This is a genomic window from Haliea sp. (assembly GCF_040222615.1).
GTDB lineage: Bacteria > Pseudomonadota > Gammaproteobacteria > Pseudomonadales > Halieaceae > Haliea.
On sequence record NZ_JAVKCQ010000205.1, the window covers coordinates 39121 to 59772 of the forward strand.

Genomic DNA, 20652 nt, shown 5'->3' on the forward strand with positions numbered 1-20652 from the left:
GCGCCGGGTTCAGCGCCCGGTGTGGTCAATGCGGCGGATGGCATCCGGCAGCTTGCGCAGGGTCTGTATCTCGGCGTCCGGCAGCAGGCCCTGCTGATCCCAGGTGGCGCCCTGCAGGTTGACCCAGACCGTGCGCATGCCAACCCGGCTGGCGCCGAGAATATCGTGTTCAGGATTGTCCCCGACATGCACGATCTGGCCGGGCTGCACCCCGGTCTGCGCCAACGCCGCCTGGAACATGTCCGGCGCCGGCTTGCTGGCCCCGATCTCTTCGGCCAGAAAGGCGAAGTCGAAATACTCCCCGGCATCGGTCTTGTAGATGTCGGCATTGCCGTTGGTCAGGGCGCCCAGCCGGTAGTGTCCAGCCAATTCCCTCAGTACCTCCAGCGCTTCCTCGTACAGCTCCACCTTGTGTCGCTCTTCCAGGAAGGCGGCGAAAGCGGCAATGGCGCCGCGCTCACAGTCTGCATCGTTATAGCCCGCTGCCCGCTGCAGTTCGTAGAGCATGCGGATGCGCATCTGGCTGACGTGGTGAGCGAGTTCGGGGTGGCCCTGCCAGACACGCTTTTTGAATTCCCACAGGCTGTCGTGATCGTGGTGCTCGATGCAACCCGGGCGATACTGGAGCAGCCAGTCGCGCTGGGCCTGCTCGGCCCGCAGCAGGGCGGGTTCCACATCCCAGAGCGTGTTGTCGAGGTCGAAGGTGATGACGGCGATCTTCACGGCCTCAATCCGCCTTCGGCTTGCGCCGCCGGGCCCGCGGATGGGCCGCATCGTAGACCTTGGCGAGGTGCTGGAAGTCCAGATGGGTGTAGATCTGGGTGGTAGCGATGTTGGCGTGCCCCAGCAGCTCCTGTACCGCGCGCAGGTCGCCGCTGGACTCCAGCATGTGGCTGGCGAAGGAGTGGCGCAGCATGTGCGGGTGCACGTCCTGGTACATGCCCGCGCGACGACCCTGCAGCTTCAGCCGGGCCTGCACGTTGCGCACGCTGATACGCTGGCCGCGATTGCTGGTAAACAGGGCCGGGTCGCTGCTGGGTGGGCGCACCGCCAGCCAGCGGCTGATGGCCTCCAGGGCCACCGAGCCAACCGGAATGGTGCGGGTCTTGCGGCCCTTGCCGGTCACGGTTACCAGGTGCGCCTGGGAGTCAATGTCGTCCAGGTTGATTGCCACCAGTTCCGCCAGGCGCAGACCGGAGGAGTAGAACAGCTCGGCAATCGCGCTGTCGCGCAGGGCCATGGGGTCATCGCCGGCAAACTGCAGGTATTTGTTGACCTGGTCTGCGTCCAGGGTCTTGGGCAGGCGCCGGGGCTGGCGCGGTGCCTGTACCGCCGCGGCGGGGTTCCGGCTGTGCCCCTGTTCCCGCCCCAGGTAGCGGAAGAACGAGCGCGCCGCGGACAGCGCGCGCTGAATGCTGCTGCCGGCCAGTCCGTGCCGGTGCAGCTGGCTCACCCAGCTGCGAATATCGGCCTCGTGCACAGCGCCGGCGTCTTCGCGTTGGCGCACAGCGCAGTAAGCCACCAGCGACTGGAGGTCCCGCTGGTAGTTGCTGATCGTGTGCGGGGAGAGCTGCCGCACGTCGCGCAGGTAATTGATATAGGCGACGCTGGCGTCCGCCAGGGGCGTGGCGGCGGCGGGCATCAGCTGCCCGGGCCGACACCGAGGCGTGGGAGCAGGCGCACCAGGACCTCGGCGATATGCTGCAGGAACAGGGTGCCCATGCTGCTGCTGTAGCGGTGGGCATCGGAACTGCCGACCGCGATGACGCCGACTTCCTCGCCGTTGAGCAGCGGCATGACGGCGGCGGAGCCGACCGCGCCGGCCTCGGGAAACAGATAGTTAAGTTCCTCGGTGCGCAGCGGGCCGCACAGGGCCTTGCGGCCGCGGAGCAGGGCGCCGATTTCGATGCGCGCGCGCTCGCCGCTCTCGATCCGCACCCCCGCGGGGGCCTTGTGCCGGTCTCCGAACAGGATGATGCTGGCGTGTTCGACCTCGAAGTCTTCGTGCATGGCCCGGGTAAAGGTGCCACAGAGCTCCGGCAGCGACTCTGCGTCCAGCAGCGCCAGCACCAGGCGCCGGGTCTGCTCGTAGAGCTTGTCGTTGTGGCGGGCATTGGCAGTGAGCGCGTTGAGGCGCTGGCGCATCTCGATATTGCGCTCCCGCAATACGGTAACCTGCTTTTCCACCAGCGACACCGCGCTACCCGATGCGTGCGATACATGCAGGAAATCCAGCATGTCGGGATGGCGCTGGAGAAAGTCGCTGTGTTGTTTCAGGTAATCCCGCACGGATTCATCGTTGAGTTCGGGGCTGGCCACGGTGACTGCCGGTTCCTTTTTGGCTGGCATGGTCTGTCTCTCTCCGTAATTGCTGCCGCACCGCGGCGTCAGATCTTGATGCTGCCTTCAAACACTACGGCAGTGGGTCCGGTCATGATGACCGGTCGGCCTGCTCCGGCCCAGCTGATCTCAAGCTTACCGCCGGGCAGCTGCACTGTCACGGTATCCCGCAGCCAGCCGCGCAGCATGCCGTACACGGCTGCGGCACAGGCTCCGGTGCCGCAGGCGAGGGTCTCGCCCGCGCCCCGCTCATACACGCGCAGGCGGATTTCGCGGTCGGACATCACCTGCATGAAACCGGCATTGACCCGCTGCGGAAAATCCGGGTGGCGCTCCAGCGCGGGCCCGATTGTGGCGACGGGCGCGGTGTCCACGTCATCCACCCGCAGCACCGCGTGGGGGTTGCCCATGGACAGGGCGCCGATCTCGAGGCGCTGGCCGTCGACGGCGAGGGCGTAATGGTCTGCCAGCTCCGCGGCGGCGAAAGGGATGTCAGCCGGGGCAAACACCGGTATGCCCATGTCGACCTCGACCCGGTGCTTGTCCCGCACCCGAAGCTCCAGTATGCCGCCCGCGGTCTGCACCCGGATAATGCGCTTGCCGGTGAGCTGCTTGTCGCGCACGAAGCGGGCAAAACAGCGGGCACCGTTACCGCAGTTTTCCACTTCACTGCCGTCGGCGTTGAAAATCCGGTAGCGAAAATCCACATCCGGGCTGTCCGGAGCCTCGACCAGCAGAACCTGGTCACAGCCGATGCCGAAGTGGCGGTCCGCGAGCATGCGGATGTCCTGTTCCCGTGGCCGGTAGCGCTGGCTGATCAGGTCGATGACCACGAAGTCATTGCCCGCGCCGTGCATTTTGGTGAACTTCAGCAGCATGTCAGCGCCACCTGCTCAGGCCGGCAGGCGGCTTTCCAGCCGCAGCAGTTCGGCTACGGTTTCCCGTGCCCTTACCTCGTGCATGGCGGTGCCGTCCACCATCACTTCGGCGGCGCGGGGCCGACTGTTGTAGTTGGAGCTCATGCTGAAGCCGTAGGCACCGGCGCCAAAGACTGCCAGCAGTGAGCCCTGGGCCAGGGTCAGCTGCCGCTGCTTGCCGAGGAAGTCGCCGGTCTCGCACACCGGCCCGACGATGTCCCACAGCGCCGAGACTCCTTCCGTGGCCGGGTGGCTGGGCTGGATGTCCAGCCAGGCCTGGTACAGGGCTGGGCGGATCATGTCGTTCATGCCTGCGTCCACCAGCGCGAAGTGGTGTTCCGTGGTCTGCTTCAGGTATTCCACCCTGGTCAGCAGCAGGCCGGCATTGGCACAGATGGAGCGACCCGGCTCAAATACCAGCGGCAGCTGCCGCTCGCCCAACTCGGCACGGATGGCCGCGATATAGTCGCCGATCGCCGGCGGCTGCTCGTCGCGGTAGCGCACCCCGAGCCCGCCACCCAGGTCCAGGTGGCGGATGGCAATGCCCTCCGCGGCGAGTTCGTCCACCAGCACCAGCAGGCGCCGCAGGGCGTCGATAAAGGGGCTCAGCTCGGTCAGCTGGGAACCGATGTGACAGTCTAGCCCCTGCACGTCGAGGTGTGGCAGGGCGGCGGCGCGACGGTACAGGGGCAGGGCCTCCGCCACGCCCAGGCCGAACTTGTTTTCCCGCAGGCCGGTGGAGATATAGGGATGGGTGCGGGCGTCGACATCCGGGTTCACGCGGATGGACACCGGCGCCAGCCGGTCCATGCTGCCGGCGACGCGGTTGAGTACCTCCAGTTCGGCCGCGGACTCCACGTTAAAGCAGTGGATGCCCAGTTCCAGTGCCCGCGCCATTTCCGCCGGGGTTTTGGCGACGCCGGAAAACACGGTTTTAGCCGGATCCCCGCCCGCGGCCACCACTCGTTCCAGCTCGCCCACCGAGACAATGTCGAAGCCCGCTCCCAGGCGCGCCAGCACATCCAGCACCGCGATATTGGAGTTGGCCTTGACCGCGTAGCAGATCAGGTGGGGCCAGTCCGCCAGCGCGTCCTGGTAGGCGCGGAACGCCGCCTCCAGGGCGGCCCGGGAATAGACGTAGCAGGGTGTGCCGAACTGCGCGGCGATGTCATCGACGCTGACCTGCTCGGCGTGCAGGACACCGTCGCGATAATGAAAGCTGCTCATGGTCGGGATTATCCGTTACTGGCCGGTGCTGTCGCTGGGGCAACCTCTGTGTCGCCCGCTGGCGGCTGTGGCTCCGCCGCTGGGGGTGCTGGCTCCCGGGGTGGCAACTGCAGGGGCCCTGTCTGGCCGCAGCCTGACAGGGCCAGCAGCGCCAGGGCGAAAGCAGTGGAGGGCAACAGGTTGCGCATGAAAGCTGAGTCCGGCTGGGAAAAAGGCGCAGTATACCTGATTCCCCGGCAGAATCTGTCACCCCGGCGGTGTACTATCGCGGCAGGAAACTGTTGGGGAAGTACCCATGTGCAACTACCGGAGTCTGGTGATTGGGCTTGCCGGGAGCATGCTGGCCCTGCCACAGGCCGTCCTTGCCGCGGATCCGCTGTATGTGAAAAACCTGAGCCCGGTGGCGGGGCTGCTCGGGCTGCCCTCGCCGCGGGCGGCGCAACTGGCCGACCCCGGCAGCTTGCAGTTTGCCACGCACATGGCCATCGCCAGCCACTTCGCCGTGGACAGCAACGGCCGCGAGGCGGTGGTGCTGGACGGCGAAACCTGGCGCCTGGCTTTCGACTTTCGCTATGGCCTTGCCGAAGACTGGGAGCTGCAACTGGAACTGCCGGTGCAGACCCATGACGGCGGCTCCCTGGACAGCCTGATCGACGGCTGGCATGACCTCTGGGGTATGCCGGATGGCGGCCGCAAACAGGTGCCCCGGGACCGCCTGAATTATCGCTACGCGTCAGCCGCTGGTGACTTCGAGTTGCAGGATTCCTCCGGCGGTATCGGCGATATCACCCTGGCCCTGCACCGGACCCTGTACCGCGACGACCGCTGGCAGTTGAGCGCCGGTGCCGGTTACAAGTTCGCCACCGGCAGGGAGCGGGATTTTCTCGGCAGCGGGGCGGAAGATGGGTTTCTGGTGTTGCGCGCCGGCCACGCCGCTCCCGGCAGCCGTCTCAGTTGGCAGGGTCAGGCGGGCTACTTGCGCGCGGGTCGCTACGACCTGCCGGGAGCCGTCCAGCAGCGGGATCTTTGGTTTGCCGGTGTGGGGGTGGTTTGGGCCTGGCGTGATGCCCTGTCCCTGCTGCTGCAGCTCGACAGCCACAGCGCACCTCTGGACAGCGACCTCACCGCGCTGGGCGAAACCGCTTTGCTGTTGACCGCCGGCGCGCGCTGGCGGTTCAGCGAGGACTGGGCTCTGGATCTGGGCTTTGTCGAGGATGTCCGGGTGGAAACCGCGCCGGACGTCACCTTCCAGGCCAGTTTGCGCTACCGTCCGCGCTAGGGGCGAGTGCTTAACCGGGCCAGCGCACGCTCGGCCGCGGCGGCGACCTGCCGCGGCGCGGTACCTCCCAGATGGTCGCGCGCGGCCACTGAACCTTCCAGGGTCAGGACCTCGAAGATGTCGGCGCCGATATCGCCGCTGAATCCCTGCAGTGTTTCCAGGCTCATGTCGGCGAGGTCGGTGCTGGTGGCGACTCCGTGGGCCACGGCCTTGCCGACCACTTCATGGGCATCGCGGAACGGCAGGCCCTTGCGCACCAGATAGTCGGCCAGGTCAGTGGCGGTGGAGAAGCCGCGCCGCGCCGCCTCTCGCATCGGCGCCGCTTTCGGGCGGATGGCCGGCACCATGTCGGCAAAGGCCCGCAGGCTGCCGAGCACGGTGTCGATGGTGTCAAACAGGGGTTCCTTGTCTTCCTGGTTATCCTTGTTGTAAGCCAGCGGCTGGCTTTTCATCAGGGTGAGCAGGGCCACCAGGTGACCGTTGACCCTGCCCACCTTGCCGCGCACCAGCTCCGGCACGTCGGGGTTCTTCTTCTGCGGCATGATGGAAGACCCGGTGCAGAAGCGGTCCGGCAGTTCGATGAAATTGAACTGGGCCGAAGTCCACAGCACCAGCTCTTCCGAAATCCGCGACAGGTGGGTCATCAGCAGCGCGGCGAAGGCGCAGAATTCAATGGCGAAGTCGCGATCGGATACGGAGTCCAGGGAGTTCTCCGTGGGCCGGTCGAATTCCAGTGCCCTCGCTGTCATTTCCCGGTCGATGGGGTAGGTGGTGCCGGCCAGCGCCGCGGCCCCCAGTGGTGACTGGTTGAGCCGTACGCGGCAGTCCATCAGGCGGCCGTAGTCCCGTTCCAGCATTTCGTTCCAGGCCAGCAGGTGGTGACCGAACACCACCGGCTGGGCGGTCTGCAGGTGCGTGAAGCCGGGCATGATGGTGTCGCAGTGGGATGCGGCCAGGGCAATGGTGCCGCGCTGCAGGCGGGTCAGTTCGGCACCAATGAGGTCGATGGCGCTGCGCAGGTGCAGGCGGATATCGGTCGCGCACTGGTCGTTGCGCGAGCGCCCGGTGTGCAGTTTCTTGCCGGTGTTGCCGATCAGCTGGGTCAATCGCGACTCGATGTTCATGTGCACGTCTTCCAGCTCCACCGACCACTGGAACTGGCCGCTGGCGATCTCCTCGCGGACCTGGCCCAGACCCTGGTGAATCTGCTCGCGCTCCTCCTCGCTGAGGACTCCCACGGCACAGAGCATATCGGCGTGGGCCAGGGAGCCGCGAATGTCTTCGTCCGCCATGCGCTGGTCGAACTGCACCGAGGCAGTGAAACGCTGGACGAACTGGTCGGTGGCTTCGGTGAAGCGCCCGCCCCACAATTTGCTGGTATCCGTGTGCTTGCTCATGCTGTCCTTTCGCTTGTCAGTGGCCCGGTGGCAGGCGGTTGCGGTCTGGCTTGCGCTTGTTCCCGCCGCGCAAGGGTGCAAGTATACCACCGGGGAACGCGGGGATCGTGCAGATGGGGGATGCGAAGGAACAGCAGGCAGCGGCCGCGAGCGCGCGAGCTTCCGGCGAGTTCTTTATTCCCGACCTCTGCGCGCCGCGCTCGGTGTTTTTCCTGGTGCTGCTGTCTGAGCTGGTGGTGTTGATCCATACTCTGGTCGTCAGCCGCTTGCCGTCCTTCGACTGGGCGGTGTTTGCCTCGGGCTCACTGCTGGTACAGTGGCTGGTATTGTTCAGCGCGGTCCTGCTGTGCGCCCTGCGCAGCTGGTTTGCCCGCCGCAGCCTGTTTGTCGCCGCCGCCGGCAGCATCCTGCTGGTGCTGCTGGTCACGGCGCTGTCCAGCCAGCTGGTGCTGGGCTTCTTTGCGCAGTGGCTGGGCCCCGGGGATCGCCACTGGTGGCTGCTGCGCAACCTGCTGGTGGCGGGGCTGGTGGCAGGTATCGCCCTGCGCTACTTTTATCTCCAGCAACAGCTCGCCCTGCGCGAACGTTCCGAGCTGCAGGCGCGGCTGGATGCCATGCAGACCCGCATCCGCCCGCACTTTCTTTTCAATACCCTGAACAGCATTGCCAGCCTGATTGCCTCGCACCCGGAGCGCGCCGAGGAAGCGGTGGAGGATCTGGCGGAATTGTTCCGGGCCAGCCTGCGGCAATCCGGGGTGGATGCCACAGTGGCCGACGAACTGCGGCTGTGCCAGCTCTACCTGGGCATTGAGCAGCTGCGGCTGGGTGAGCGCCTGCGCCTGGACTGGCAGATAGAGGAGGGGCTGGCCGGGCTGCCGATGCCCGGCCTGGTGCTGCAGCCGTTGGTGGAGAATGCGGTCTACCACGGTGTGTCGCTGTTGCCCGGGGGCGGGACAGTCAGCGTACACCTGGCGAGGCAGGGAGGCGAACTGGTGGCGGCGGTGGAGAACCCGGTGCCGGAACGCCCCGGTATCAGCCGGGGAGAAAACATGGCGTTGAACAATATTGAGCAGCGCCTGCAGGCCCTGTTCGGCGATGATGCCAGCCTGCGGCGCGTGCCCGCCCAGGGCCGTTTCCGGGTGGAGCTGCGCTATCCACTGGAGGCCCAGCCTTGAAGATTCTGCTGGTCGACGATGAGCCTCTGGCCCGTCAGCGCCTGCAGCGCCTGCTGCAGAAACTGCGTCCGGATGCGGTGGTGCTGGAAGCCGGGTCCGGTGACGAAGCGCTGGCGGTGTTGGCGCGGGAGGAGCCCTCCCTGCTGCTGCTGGACATCCGCATGCCGGGCATGGACGGGATGGCGGTTGCGGCGGAGCTGGACCGCTTGCCGCAGCCGCCGGCGATAGTCTTCTGCACCGCCTATGACGAGTATGCCCTGGAAGCCCTGCAGCACCAGGCTGTCGCCTATCTCCTGAAACCGGTGCGGGAGGCGGACCTGGCCCGCGCCCTGGCCAGCGCGGGGCGGGTAAACCGGGTGCAGCTGGCAGCCCTCACGGGCGGCGATGCGCCGGGGCGCACCCAGGTCAGCAGCCAGGGCCACCGGGGGCTGGAGACGCTGCCGATAGCCGAGGTGCGCTGTTTTCTTGCCGAGCAGAAGTACGTCACCGCGGTCGCCCCCGATCGGGAGCTGTTGCTGCCGGATTCCCTCAAGGACCTGGAGCGGGAGCTGGCAGCCGACTTTCTCCGCGTGCATCGCAACGCGCTGGTGGCACTTGCCCATATCCAGCGCCTGCGCCGGGAAGCAGACGGAACCTGGTGGGTGGAACTGGAGAGCGTGCCCGCCAGGGTCCAGGTCAGTCGCAGGCACCTGGCAGAGGTCAAGGCGCGGCTGCAGCGGGGTTAGCACGAGGTCGCCGCACCGTGGCCGGGCTGTTATGATTCCGGGTCCCGGATGAGGAATCGATACGCATGCCCCGCACCATCACCATCGCTACCCGAGAGAGCCCGCTGGCGCTGTGGCAGGCGGAGTTTGTCCGCGACGCCCTGCAGCGGGCGCACCCCGGCCTGCAGGTAGAGCTGCTGGGCATGACGTCCCGCGGCGACCAGCTGCTGGATGTGCCGCTGGCAAAGGTGGGCGGCAAGGGGCTGTTCGTCAAGGAACTGGAAACGGCACTGCTGGACGGCAGCGCGGATATCGCCGTGCACTCGATGAAAGATGTGCCCATGACCTTTCCGGAGGGCCTCTGCCTGGGCGTGATTTGCGCGCGCGAGGATCCCCGGGACGCCTTTGTCAGCAACCGGTTCGACAGCGTTGCCGCCCTGCCCAAAGGCAGTGTGGTGGGTACTTCCAGCCTGCGCCGGGAGTGCCAGCTTCGGGCGGCGCGCCCGGACCTGGAAATCCGCTTCCTGCGCGGCAACGTCAATACCCGCCTGCGCAAACTGGATGACGGCGAGTACGACGCGATAGTGCTGGCCACGGCGGGGCTGCTGCGCCTGGAAATGGCGGATCGCATCCGCCAGCGGATGGCTGTGGCGGACTCCCTGCCAGCCGGCGGCCAGGGTGCGGTGGGCATCGAGCTGCGCAGCGGCGACAGCGAGCTGCTGGGACTCCTGCAGGCCCTGCACCACGCGCCGACAGCGCTGCGGGTGACCGCCGAGCGGGCGCTCAACCGCCGCCTGGAAGGCGGCTGCCAGGTGCCCATAGCCTGCTATGCCGAGCTGGAAGCTGGCGACCGCGAACTGTGGTTGCGGGGCCTGGTGGGTAAGCCCGATGGCAGCCTGTTGCTGCGGGCAGAGGGCCGGGCTCCGGTGGCGGAGGCCGAGGCTCTGGGGATTGCAGTTGCCGAGGACCTCCTGGCGCAGGGCGCCGGTGCCATTCTGGCGGAGGTGTATGGCCGCTAGGGGAGTGCTCGTTACCCGCCCGGCAGGCCAGGGTGATGCCCTCTGCGAGGGCGTCGCCAGGCGAGGGCTTGGCGCCCACCAGTTGCCGCTGCTGGTGCTGGAGCCTCTGCCGCTGCTACCGGCCGTCGAGCGTGCGCGGGTACTGGCGCTCGATGAGTTCCAGCACATTATCTTTATCAGCGGCAATGCGGTTCGCTTCGGCATGGAGGTCATCGAGAATTTCTGGCCGCAACTGCCCCTCGGCCTCGATTGGTACGCGGTGGGCGAGGGCACTGCGCGGGCGCTGGCGGCTTTCGGTGTGGCGGCGCAAACCCCCGGTGCGGACATGACCAGTGAGGGCCTGCTGGCGCTGCCCGGTCTGCGCAATTGCAGCGGTGAGCGGGTGCTGCTGGTCAAGGGCGAGGGAGGCCGCGAGGCGCTGGCACGGGAACTGGCAGCGCGCGGTGCGCGGGTGGAAACCCTGGCCTGCTACCGGCGCGTGGCGCCCGCCCTGGCCCCCGGCGCGTTTGCGGCGGCGGTGGCGCGTTGGAACATTGGCCTGATCATGCTCAGCAGCGGGGAAGGGCTGGCCAATATGTTGGCGTTGCTTACCCCGGCAGAAACCTCTAAGTTACAGGATGTGTGGCTGTTGCTGCCCTCCGCACGGGTGGCGGATTCCGCAGCAGCCGCGGGCTTCAGACATTGCCTGGTGGCGGACAATGCCTCTGATCAGGCCATGCTTCGCGCCCTGGAAAAATGGGTCGCCAGCAGCGGAGATGAGTGAGTGAGCGAAGACAAAGAACCGGCGCTGCCGGAACAGCGGGAAGAGGCGGTATCCGCCGCACAGCCAGCTGGCGAACCTGCCCCGGCGACAAGCGCTGATGCCGGGGCACCTGCCGGCAGGTCCGGCGGCGGTGCCGCGGTCGCCTGGCTGGCCCTGCTGCTGGTGTTGGTGCTCGGCGGAGGCGCGGCATGGCTGCTGTGGCAGGCTCAGGAGCGCGAAACCGATCTGTTACAGCGGTTGGCTGCGCTGGAAGAAAATGATCGGCCCGGCCCGGCTGCCGCGCCGGTTGCCAGCGGGGCTGACGTCAGCGGATTGCGCGCCGAGGTGGTGGCGCTGGAACGGCAGTTCGGCAGCCTGCAACCTCTGGTGCAGGAGCAGCGGCAAGTGGTGCAGCAGCAGCGCCAGGTTCTGCAGGAGCAGACCGGGCGCCTGCAGGCGTTGGAGACCCAGCTCGGCGAGCAGCGCAGCGAACTGGCGAAGCTCAGTGGTGGCGACCAGGACAGCTGGCTGTTGGCGGAAGTCGAGTATCTGCTGCGCCTGGCCAACCAGCGCCTGATCATGGCGGGGGACGCGGTATCTGCCCGCGGCCTGTTGCAGAGCGCCGACACTATTTTACGGCAGCTGGAGGATGTCTCCCTGCACCCGGTGCGGCGCGCCGTGGCCGGAGATATCGCCGCCCTGCGCGCGCTGCCAGAGGTAGACACCGAGGGGCTCTACCTGCGTCTGGCGGCGGTTGTTGACCAGGTGGCCGGGCTGGTGATTTTCGAGTTGCCCGAGCGCGAGGCCGGCCCGCCCGCCGGGGAGGCCGGGGATTGGCAGCAGCGTTTGCGGCAGGGCTACGAGGAAGCGCTGGCGACCCTGTCCCGCTATGTCACAGTGCGGCGCCGGGATGTGCCCCTGGAAGCGCTGGTGGACCCGCAGTGGGAGGCCCTGCTGCGGCAGAATCTGGTGATGCTGTTGCAGCAGGCCCAGGTGGCCCTGCTGTCCGGTAACCAGCCGCTGTACCACGCCAGCCTGCAGCGGGCCCGGCGCTGGCTTGCTGAGTACTATCTCGCCGATGAATCAGCCACGGCGGCCGCGGCCCGCGAGCTGGATGATCTCGCGGCACAGGTGATCGCGGTCGAGTTGCCCGATATCTCCGGGTCCCTGCGGGAGCTGGACGCGGTAACGGAACAGCGTCTGCAACGGAGCGAGGGCGAGTAGGCCATGCGCAAACTGCTTTTGCTGGCCCTCATCGCCCTGCTGCTGGGCGTGGCTGTGGTCGCCCTGATCGAGAACCACCCGGGCTATGTGTTGATCGCCTACGGAAACTACACGGTGGAAACCAGCCTTTGGGTGGGCATCGTGCTGCTGGTGCTAGCCACGCTGGTCCTCTACGCGGTATTCGCCCTGCTGCGCAAGCTGCTCAGGGGTCAGCGGGTGTTCTCCGGCTGGCTGGGGCAGCGCAAGACCCGGCAGGCGTCGCGGCTAACTCACCGGGGCCTGATCAGCTTCATTGAAGGCAACTGGGAGCCCGCGCGGCGCCAGTTGCTGCGCGGTGCGGAACACAGCGAGGTGCCGCTGTTGAATTACCTGGTTGCCGCCCGCGCCAGCTTCCAGCTGGGCGACCACGACCGGATGCGGGAATATCTCGGCGCCGCCGAGAAGTCCGACTCGGAGGCCGGTATCGCGGTAGAGCTGACGCAGGCAGAACTCAAGCTGCGCGGCAACCAGTATGAGCAGGCAGTTGCCACGCTCGAACGGGCCCGGCGCAACGCTGGCAAACACCCCCATGTACTGAAGCTGTTGAGCACGGCCTATCTCGGGCTCGAGGACTGGGAGGCGCTGCTGAAGCTGTTGCCGGAGCTGCGCAAGTACCATGTGCTGCCGGAGGAGGAACTGCTGCAGCTGGAGCGGCAGGTATACACCCAGCTGCTCCAGGCCAGCGTTGCGCTGGATGCCGCCGGCGACGCCGGGTCATCCCACCTGCAGCAGCGCTGGCAAACCATGCCCCGCAGTCTGCGCCAGGACAGCGCCATGCTGCAGCTCTATGTAGGACTGCTGGTTCGGGAAGGGGACCACGCCGCTGCCGACAAGACCATCCAGCGGGCGCTGAAGCAGGATTGGGACAGTGAGCTGGCCCGGCTCTATGGCTATGTCGAGCTCGACAACCCCGGGCGCCAGCTGGCACAGGCGGAAACCTGGCTGGCGGCCTATCCGCGGGACCCGCAGCTGCTGTTGAGTCTCGGGCGGCTCGCCTGCAGGCATCAATTGTGGGGCAAGGCCCGGAACTATTTCGAAGCGAGCTACAAGCAGCGCCGCAGTCCCGAGGTGTGCGCCGAGCTGGGACGTCTGCTGGCGGCCCTGGGTGAGGAGCGGGCCAGTGCCACCGCTTTCCGCGAAGGGCTTTTACTGCGGGAGAAGAACCTGCCGCAGCTGCCGTTGCCGGAGCGAAGCGCCGAGCACGCTTAGGCGAGCGCTGCGCTATTGGGCAGTAATCCCCAGCTCGTCCCACAGGGCGTCGACCCGCGCCTTCACGTTCTCGCTCATGGCGATCGGGGTGCCCCACTCGCGGCTGGTTTCCCCGGGCCACTTATTGGTGGCATCGAAGCCGACCTTGGATCCCAGCCCGGCAACAGGTGAGGCGAAATCCAGGTAATCAATCGGCGTGTTTTCTATGAATACGCTGTCGCGCTGCGGGTCCATGCGGGTGGTCATGGCCCAGATGACGTCCTGCCAGTCGCGTGCGTTGATGTCTTCATCGGTCACAATGACGAACTTGGTATACATGAACTGGCGCAGGAAGGACCAGACTCCGAGCATCACCCGCTTGGCATGGCCCGGGTATTCCTTGCGCATGGTGACGATGGCCAGGCGGTAGGAACAGCCCTCCGGTGGCAGGTAGAAGTCCACGATTTCAGGGAATTGTTTCTGCAGGATGGGCACGAATACCTCGTTCAGCGCCAGGCCGAGGATGGCTGGCTCATCCGGTGGCCGGCCCGTATAGGTGCTGTGGTAGATCGGGTCTTCCCGGTGGGTGATGGCCTCCACGGTGAAGACCGGGAAGCGCTCGACCTCATTGTAATAGCCGGTGTGGTCGCCAAAGGGGCCTTCGTCCGCCATCTCCCCGGGTTCCAGGTAGCCCTCGAGAATGAATTCCGCCGTCGCCGGAACCTGCAGCCCGTGGTCCCGGCAGCCCTGGGTGTAGCACTCGGTGAGCTCGGTCTTGCTGCCCCGCAGCAGGCCGGCGAATGCGTATTCCGACAGGCTGTCCGGTACCGGGGTGACCGCGCCCAGGGTGGTGGCCGGGTCCGCGCCCAGGGCGATAGCCACCGGGTAGCGCTTGCCCGGGTTCTGCAACTGCCAGTCACGGTAGTCCAGGGCACCGCCCCGGTGTGACAGCCAGCGCAGGATCAGCTTGTTGCGGCCAATCAGCTGCATGCGGTAGATGCCGAGGTTCTGCCGGTTCTTGTTGGGACCGCGGGTAATCACCAGCGGCCAGGTGACCAGCGGCCCCGCGTCGCCGGGCCAGCAGGTCTGGATCGGCAGCTGGTACAGGTCGACTTCGTCACCGCTGCGGGCGTGGTACTGGCAGGGTGCATTGCGCACCAGTTTCGGCCCCATGTTCATCACCTGCTTCAGCAGCGGCGCCTTGTCCCAGGCGTCCCGCAGGCCCTTGGGCGGGTCGGGCTGGCGCAGGTAGGCGAGGACTTCCCCGATCTCGCGCAGCGCGGTCACATCTGCCGCGCCCATGCCCAGCGCCACCCGGGTCTGGGTGCCGAACAGGTTGGCCAGTACCGGAATCCGGCTGCCTTTGGGGTTTTCGAACAGCAGGGCGGGGCCGCCGGCGCGCAGGGTGCGGTCGGCAATCTCGGTCATTTCCAGGTGGGGATCGATTTCCTGGCGGATGCGCACCAGCTCACCGCGCTGTTCGAGGGCGGCAATGAATTCGCGGAGGTCTTTGTACTTCACGGTCTGTCCTTGCTTCAGGGAGCGGGCAAGGGAGCAGTATAGCGCGCTGCGGGCACCGGCAGCGCCGGTATCCGCAGCGTCGGGGCAGTTTCTATTTGCGTTTCATGGACATGAAGAATTCTTCGTTGGTCTTGGTGTCCTTGAGCTTGTCCAGCAGGAACTCGATGGCGGGGCCGTCTTCCATACTGTGCAGCAGCTTGCGCAGGATCCACATACGCTGCAGTTCGTCTTCGGCGGTCAACAGTTCCTCGCGCCGGGTGCCGGAGCGGCGGATATTGATGGCCGGGTAGACGCGTTTCTCCGCAATCTTGCGGTCCAGGTGCAGTTCCATGTTGCCGGTGCCCTTGAACTCCTCGTAGATCACTTCGTCCATTTTGGAGCCGGTGTCCACCAGGGCGGTGGCGATGATGGACAGGCTGCCGCCTTCCTCGATATTCCGCGCGGCGCCGAAAAAGCGCTTGGGGCGCTCCAGGGCATGGGCGTCGACGCCCCCGGTCAGTACCTTGCCCGAGCTTGGCACCACGGTATTGTAGGCGCGGGCCAGGCGGGTGATGGAGTCCAGCAGGATCACCACGTCGCGCTTGTGCTCGACCAGGCGCTTGGCTTTCTCGATCACCATGTCGGCAACCTGCACATGGCGCGAGGGGGGCTCGTCGAAGGTAGAGGCGACGACTTCAGCGCCGCGTACGCCGACGGTGCGCTGCATGTCGGTCACTTCCTCCGGGCGCTCATCAATCAGCAGCACGATGATGTAGCACTCGGGGTTGTTGGTCAGGATCGCCTGAGCGATGCTCTGCATGATGACGGTCTTGCCCGCCTTGGGCGGCGCCACCAGCAGGCCGCGCTGGCCCTTGCCGATCGGTGCCACCAGGTCTATGACCCGGCCGATGAGATCCTCGGTGCTGCCATTGCCCTTTTCCAGCTTCAGGCGCTTGTCGGCGAACAGCGGTGTCAGGTTTTCGAACAGGATTTTGTGCTTGGCGTTCTCGGGCTTGTTGAAGTTGATGTCGCCGACCTTGAGCAGGGCGAAGTAGCGCTCGCTGTCCTTTGGTGGGCGGATCTTGCCGGAGATGGTGTCGCCGGTGCGCAGGTTGAAGCGGCGGATCTGGCTGGGTGACACGTAGATATCGTCGGGGCCCGCCAGGTAGGAGCTGTCCGCCGAGCGCAGGAAACCGAAACCGTCCTGCAGGATTTCCAGGACGCCGTCGCCATAGATGTCCTCGCCGCTTTTGGCGTGGCGCTTGAGAATGGCGAAAATGATGTCCTGCTTGCGGGACCGGGCCATGTTTTCGAGGCCGATCTCCTTCGCAATATCAATCAGTTCCTGCGTGGACTTGGTCTTGAGGTCAGTTAGATTCATAGAAGAGTGCTGAGTTGTTGTTCGAGGAAGAAGTGCAATGCAGACGGACGTAGTGACCGGGAATGCCGATCAGGGCGACGTGAATGCAGCGTTAAAACGTTTGGGTGGCAGAGTTTTTATTGCGGCACGGGGCCGTGCAACGTTTCGGAATGTAGCACGGCGGGAGGGGGGCGTCTACCGCTTTTTGGCGCAGCTGCCGATTCTCGCAGGCTCCGTCCGGATGGCCCCCGTGGCCGCGACCGGGCGCTGGGTGCGCCCGGCCGGGGGAATGCTCAGATCACTTCCTTGATGAAGTCGACGAGCTGGCTCTTGGACAGCGCGCCCACCTTGGTCGCCTCTGCGCTGCCGCCCTTGAACAGGATCAGCGTAGGTATGCCGCGGATACCGAACTTCGGCGGAATGTCGGGGTTCGCGTCCACATCTACCTTGCAGACTTTAAGTTTGCCGGCGTACTCCGTGGCAATTTCGTCCAGCACGGGCGCGATCATCTTGCAGGGGCCGCACCACTCTGCCCAGAAATCGACCAGTACCGGAAGGTCTGCGTTGAGAACATCGGCGTCAAAACTTGCATCGCTCACGTGTACGATGTTTTGGTTCATTGTTTGCTCCAGTTGGCGGGGCTGTCTCTGGCTGGACGCCGTGGATCGGCCCCTTGCGTTGAAGGCGCAATGATACCATTGGCTGATTGGGGTACAACCGGCGTCCAGGAGTTTTTCGTTATGACCTTATTCCCCCTGGCGAGGATGCGTTGCTGGCAGAGTCGCTGACAATGGTGCCGCAGTGGGCGGTCTACCTGCTGCAGTGTGCCGACGGCAGCCTGTATACGGGGGTGACGGTGGACCTGCGCCGGCGGCTGGCACAGCACAACGGCGAGCGGGCGGGTGGCCCGCGCTATACCCGCGGCCGGCGGCCGGTGCAGCTGTTGTGGTGGGAGCTGGCGGCGGATCGCTCCGCGGCCCAGCGGCGGGAGTCAGCCATCAAGCGCCTGCCGCGCTCCGCCAAGCTGCAATTGCCGGGAAATAACGGGCTCACTCCGCCGCCAGTTCGGCGTTGAGCTCCTCCAGTGCCTGCTGCAGGTCCAGCCAGCGCTCTTCCAGCTGCTCCGCCTGCGCTTTCAGCTTCCCTTCCTGTTTCAACAGCTGTCCCAGCTGTGCCTTGCCGCGGTCGGTGTAGAGCTCCGGATCGGCCAGCTGCTCCTGCAGACCGGCCAGTGTCTGCTCTGCTGCAGCCATGGCCTGCTCGGTGCTGGCAATGTCCCTCTGCAGCGGCCGCAGCCTGGCCCGCTGGGCGGCGGCCTGCTGGCGCTTTTCCTTGCGGCTGGTTTCCGCTGCCGGAGCAGCGTCCGCAGCTGGCTTGTCGCTGTTGCGGTAGCTGGCGAGGATCCATTTCTCATAGGCCCTGAGGTCGTCTTCATACTCTTCGACCAGGCCGTCGTGCACCAGCAGCAGTTCATCGGCGGTATTGCGCAGCAGGTGGCGGTCGTGGCTTACCAGGATCAGCGCGCCTTCATAGCCCTGCAGGGCCATTTCCATGGCATTGCGCATGTCCAGGTCCAGGTGGTTGGTGGGCTCGTCCAGCACCAGCAGATTGGGCCGCTGCCAGACCACCAGCGCCAGCGCCAGGCGCGCTTTCTCGCCGCCGGAGAAGGGTGCAATGGCCTTGGTGGCAAAATCCCCGCGAAAGTTGAAGCCGCCGAGGAAGTTGAGGATTTCCTGCTCCCGGGCGTCCGGGCTCAGCCGCTGGATATGCAGGGCGGCGCTGGCCTGCATGTCCAGGGCCTCCAGCTGTTGCTGGTCAAAATAGCCGATGCGACAGTGTTCTCCCGGCGTGCGGGAGCCGGCGAGCAGTGGCAGCCTGCCGATCAGGCTTTTCAGCAGGGTGGACTTGCCGGCGCCGTTCTTGCCCAGCAGGCCGATGCGGGAACCGGGCCGCAGCACCAGGCTCACTTTGCGCAGGATTGGCTTGCCCGCGTAGCCCAGCGCGGCCTCGTCCAGGCGCAGCAGCGGGTCACTGCTCTTCCCCGCCGGGGGGAAGACAAAGTTGAACGGGGAGTCGATATGGGCCGGCGCCAGCTGCTGCATGCGCTCCAGCTCCTTGAGCCGGCTCTGGGCCTGCCGGGCCTTGGTGGCCTTGTAGCGGAAGCGGCGCACGAAATCCTCGATATGCGCGATCCGCAGCTGCTGCTTCTCGAAGCTGGCCTGCTGGTTGGCCAGCATCTCCGCCCGCAGTCGCTCGTAGTCGGAGTAGTTGCCCTTCCACGACTGCAGCTGGCCGCCCTCGATACTGAGGATGCGCTCGCAGGTGGAGTCGATAAAGTCCCGGTCGTGGGAAATCATCAGCAGGGTGCCGGGATAGCCCTGCAGCCACTGTTCAAGCCACAGGGTGGCGTCGAGGTCGAGGTGGTTGGTGGGTTCGTCCAGCAGCAGCATGTCCGAGGGCGTCATCAGCGCCCGCGCCAGGTTCAGGCGAATCCGCCAGCCACCGGAAAAGTCGCTGACCGGACGATCGGCGGCATCCTCGGCAAAGCCCAGGCCCTGCAGCAGGCGCTGTACCCGGCGCTCGGCGCTGTAGCCGTCGGTATCTTCCATGGCCGTATGCAGGGTGGCCGCGCGCTGGAAGTCGCCTTCCCTTTCTGCTGTCGCAAGATCCGCAGTCAGCTGCGCCAGCCGCGCATCGCCCTGCAACACATAGCGCCCGGCGGTCTCGTCCGTGGCGGCCACTTCCTGTGCCATATGCGCCAGGCGCAGGTTGTTCATGCCCTCGATTTCCCCGGCATCGGCCTGTAGCTGTCCCAGCAGCATGGCGAACAGGCTGGATTTACCGCTGCCATTGGCCCCGATCAGGGCCAGTTTCTGGCCCGGTTGCAGGGTGACACTGGCGCCCTCCAGCAGCAGCTTGCTGCCCCGGCGCAGTTCGATATCGCGTAATATGATCATCAGGCCGCGCATTCTACTCGCAGCCTTGATCGGTAACCAGCCGGAGGCCTGATGCACAATCCCTTGTGGGAATTTTCCCTGCAGCTTTACGCGCGTCCCGGGGTGGCAGAGGCTTGTATCGAAGCCCAGGATCACTATGCCGCGGACGTCAATCTGTTGCTGTACGCCGCCTGGCTGGCACAGCAGGGCCTGGAGCTGGACCCCGGCCAGTGGCAGGCGCTGGCGGCGGGCGTGGACGAGTGGCGCCGACGGGTCGTCGCGCCGTTGCGGGCGCTGCGACGCGACTGGAAAGCCCTGCCCGACGCCGCTGCCCTGCGCGAGCAGGTCCGGGCGCTGGAGCTGGCGGCGGAACAGGCGCAGCAGGAACAAATATTGGCCTGGCATCGGCGGCAGGCACCGCGGCCCGCGCAGGCTGGCAGCTTGCTATGGGCGCTGGCCTGCCTGCTGGGATCTCCCCCGGCGCAGGCTGGCAGCGAAGCGCCGGAGCTGGGGCGCCGCCTGCTGGCCCTGCTGGGGTAGACGCCCCTGGCCGGGGCGGGGGTGGCGCAGTGATGGCCGCGGGTAGTATGATCTGGCTCCTGCCGGTATACCTGCATGTTCACTCATACACCAATGGATCTGATTATGAAGAAATTCGCACTGCCGCTTGCCCTGGTCGCTACCGTGGCCCTGCAAGCCTGTAACCAGCAATCTGCTCCCGACACAGACGCAGCGAGCGAAGTTGCGCTGGAAGATTCCACCCAGCGGCTGAGCTACGGCATCGCCTTCGGCCTCGGCCAGCGCATGGCAGCTGACGGCGTACCGATGGATGTACCCGCGTTCACCGCCGGTCTGGAGGATGCCCTGGGAGGCGCCGAGCCGCGCATGACCGAAGAGGAAATCCAGGAAGAAATGATGGCCTACCAGCAGCGTGCAATGGAAGAGCAGCAGGCGTTGGCGGCAGCGGCAGCGGAAGCGAACCAGGCTGCGGCGGAAGCCTTCCTGGCCGAGAACGCGGCGCGGGAGGGCGTTGTAGTCACCGAGTCCGGCCTGCAGTATGAAATTGTGGAAGCCGGTGAAGGCGCCAGCCCCGGTCCCGAAGACACCGTTGAAGTGCACTATCGCGGTACGCTGGTGGATGGCACAGAATTCGACTCATCCTACAAGCGTGGCGAGACGGTGACCTTCGGCGTTGGCCAGGTGATCGCCGGCTGGACCGAAGCCCTGCAGCTGATGTCGCCCGGTGCCAAGTGGAACCTGTATATCCCCGCTGACCTGGCCTATGGCCCCGGCGGTGCCGGCAACCTGATCGGCCCCAACGCGGCACTGGTGTTTGAAGTCGAGCTGATTGGAGTCACCGAGCAGGAAGAGGCTGCCGCAGAAGCGGCGCCCGCCGCCAGCGAAGGCTGATTCAGCCGGTTTGACCCGGCGCCTGCAACTGGCGCCGGTGACTGTTATGGAGGCCGGCGATGAGCTGGTCCTCCAGCACAAATCTCGATTCCAGCATTTCCCCCAGAGCCGAAAGATCCCGCCGCAGTGTGTCCGGATAGGAGTCACCGCTGCCGTACTTGTCCTCGTAGGCCAGGATTACCTCGGTCGTATCAG

General features: G+C 66.0%; 22 protein-coding genes. 10 read left to right on the top strand and 12 right to left on the bottom strand.

All coding sequences use genetic code 11. The annotated features are described in order from the left end of the window. Positions 1-9 precede the first annotated feature (9 nt). Genes RJQ10_RS16190 through lptM form a run of 6 tightly spaced genes read right to left on the bottom strand, consistent with a single transcriptional unit; the run spans position 10 to position 4672 of the window. Complete coding sequence (locus tag RJQ10_RS16190; protein WP_350148416.1) at positions 10-723, bottom strand: HAD family hydrolase; 714 nt, start codon at positions 721-723, stop codon at positions 10-12. A gap of 4 nt (positions 724-727) precedes the next feature. Beyond that, positions 728-1642: a tyrosine recombinase XerC gene (gene xerC, locus RJQ10_RS16195; RefSeq protein WP_350148417.1), complete on the bottom strand. Its 915-nt coding sequence runs from the start codon at positions 1640-1642 to the stop codon at positions 728-730. Continuing rightward, positions 1642-2349: a DUF484 family protein gene (locus tag RJQ10_RS16200; RefSeq protein WP_350148418.1), complete on the bottom strand. Its 708-nt coding sequence runs from the start codon at positions 2347-2349 to the stop codon at positions 1642-1644. The genes xerC and RJQ10_RS16200 overlap by 1 nt, the downstream gene beginning before the upstream one ends. A 38-nt stretch (positions 2350-2387) precedes the next feature. After that, entirely contained in the window at positions 2388-3218 is an 831-nt protein-coding gene (gene dapF, locus RJQ10_RS16205; RefSeq protein ID WP_350148419.1) for a diaminopimelate epimerase, read from the bottom strand. 15 nt (positions 3219-3233) lie between these two features. Further along, positions 3234-4484 carry a diaminopimelate decarboxylase gene (lysA, locus tag RJQ10_RS16210; protein ID WP_350148420.1) on the bottom strand — a complete coding sequence of 417 codons (1251 nt, stop codon included), beginning with the start codon at positions 4482-4484 and terminating at the stop codon, positions 3234-3236. A gap of 8 nt (positions 4485-4492) precedes the next feature. Further along, entirely contained in the window at positions 4493-4672 is a 180-nt protein-coding gene (gene lptM / locus RJQ10_RS16215; protein WP_350148421.1) for an LPS translocon maturation chaperone LptM, read from the bottom strand. A gap of 107 nt (positions 4673-4779) precedes the next feature. Between lptM and RJQ10_RS16220 the strand changes: the two genes are divergently transcribed. After that, positions 4780-5763 carry a DUF3187 family protein gene (locus RJQ10_RS16220; protein WP_350148422.1) on the top strand — a complete coding sequence of 328 codons (984 nt, stop codon included), beginning with the start codon at positions 4780-4782 and terminating at the stop codon, positions 5761-5763. On the opposite strand, the gene argH is transcribed toward RJQ10_RS16220, so the two are convergent. Continuing rightward, on the bottom strand, positions 5760-7160 hold the full coding sequence (gene argH, locus RJQ10_RS16225) for an argininosuccinate lyase (protein WP_350148423.1): 1401 nt from the start codon (positions 7158-7160) through the stop codon (positions 5760-5762). The two genes, RJQ10_RS16220 and argH, sit on opposite strands and share 4 nt — an antisense overlap. A gap of 113 nt (positions 7161-7273) precedes the next feature. Between argH and RJQ10_RS16230 the strand changes: the two genes are divergently transcribed. The 6 genes from RJQ10_RS16230 (at position 7274) to RJQ10_RS16255 (ending at position 13272) form a co-directional block, all read left to right on the top strand. Further along, positions 7274-8335 carry a sensor histidine kinase gene (locus RJQ10_RS16230; protein WP_350148424.1) on the top strand — a complete coding sequence of 354 codons (1062 nt, stop codon included), beginning with the start codon at positions 7274-7276 and terminating at the stop codon, positions 8333-8335. Then, positions 8332-9060, top strand: a complete 729-nt coding sequence (locus tag RJQ10_RS16235; RefSeq protein WP_350148425.1) for a LytR/AlgR family response regulator transcription factor — start codon at positions 8332-8334, stop codon at positions 9058-9060. The genes RJQ10_RS16230 and RJQ10_RS16235 overlap by 4 nt, the downstream gene beginning before the upstream one ends. Positions 9061-9125: 65 nt before the next feature. After that, complete coding sequence (gene hemC, locus RJQ10_RS16240; RefSeq protein ID WP_350148426.1) at positions 9126-10058, top strand: hydroxymethylbilane synthase; 933 nt, start codon at positions 9126-9128, stop codon at positions 10056-10058. Beyond that, the gene (locus tag RJQ10_RS16245; protein ID WP_350148428.1) at positions 10048-10821 is read left to right on the top strand and encodes a uroporphyrinogen-III synthase; all 774 of its coding nucleotides are present in this window, start codon (positions 10048-10050) and stop codon (positions 10819-10821) included. The genes hemC and RJQ10_RS16245 overlap by 11 nt, the downstream gene beginning before the upstream one ends. Continuing rightward, positions 10822-12024, top strand: a complete 1203-nt coding sequence (locus RJQ10_RS16250) for a uroporphyrinogen-III C-methyltransferase (protein ID WP_350148429.1) — start codon at positions 10822-10824, stop codon at positions 12022-12024. Positions 12025-12027: 3 nt separating this feature from the next. Further along, a complete protein-coding gene (locus RJQ10_RS16255; RefSeq protein ID WP_350148430.1) occupies positions 12028-13272 on the top strand; it encodes a heme biosynthesis HemY N-terminal domain-containing protein in 1245 nt (414 codons plus the stop codon). Between the two features lie 12 nt (positions 13273-13284). Here the strand turns inward: RJQ10_RS16255 and ubiD are convergent, their stop codons facing one another. From ubiD to trxA, 3 genes are all read right to left on the bottom strand, one after another. Next, on the bottom strand, positions 13285-14772 hold the full coding sequence (gene ubiD, locus RJQ10_RS16260; RefSeq protein ID WP_350148431.1) for a 4-hydroxy-3-polyprenylbenzoate decarboxylase: 1488 nt from the start codon (positions 14770-14772) through the stop codon (positions 13285-13287). Positions 14773-14863: 91 nt separating this feature from the next. After that, entirely contained in the window at positions 14864-16132 is a 1269-nt protein-coding gene (gene rho, locus RJQ10_RS16265) for a transcription termination factor Rho (RefSeq protein ID WP_350148432.1), read from the bottom strand. Positions 16133-16404: 272 nt separating this feature from the next. Further along, positions 16405-16731: a thioredoxin TrxA gene (trxA, locus tag RJQ10_RS16270; protein WP_350148433.1), complete on the bottom strand. Its 327-nt coding sequence runs from the start codon at positions 16729-16731 to the stop codon at positions 16405-16407. 149 nt (positions 16732-16880) lie between these two features. On the opposite strand from trxA, the gene RJQ10_RS16275 reads away from it, so the two are divergent. Then, positions 16881-17186 carry a GIY-YIG nuclease family protein gene (locus RJQ10_RS16275; protein ID WP_502880251.1) on the top strand — a complete coding sequence of 102 codons (306 nt, stop codon included), beginning with the start codon at positions 16881-16883 and terminating at the stop codon, positions 17184-17186. Here RJQ10_RS16275 and abc-f read toward each other — a convergent pair. Further along, on the bottom strand, positions 17161-19068 hold the full coding sequence (gene abc-f / locus RJQ10_RS16280; RefSeq protein ID WP_350148434.1) for a ribosomal protection-like ABC-F family protein: 1908 nt from the start codon (positions 19066-19068) through the stop codon (positions 17161-17163). The genes RJQ10_RS16275 and abc-f overlap by 26 nt on opposite strands. Before the next feature lie 51 nt (positions 19069-19119). Between abc-f and RJQ10_RS16285 the strand changes: the two genes are divergently transcribed. Then, positions 19120-19587, top strand: coding sequence for a TIGR02444 family protein (locus tag RJQ10_RS16285; protein ID WP_350148435.1), 468 nt, complete (start codon positions 19120-19122; stop codon positions 19585-19587). A 105-nt stretch (positions 19588-19692) separates the two neighbouring features. Further along, complete coding sequence (gene bamJ / locus RJQ10_RS16290; protein WP_350148436.1) at positions 19693-20457, top strand: BamJ family beta-barrel-assembly machinery protein; 765 nt, start codon at positions 19693-19695, stop codon at positions 20455-20457. A gap of 1 nt (position 20458) precedes the next feature. On the opposite strand, the gene RJQ10_RS16295 is transcribed toward bamJ, so the two are convergent. Then, positions 20459-20652: Rsd/AlgQ family anti-sigma factor (locus RJQ10_RS16295; RefSeq protein WP_350148437.1), on the bottom strand; the 194-nt coding region annotated here is incomplete at its 5' end.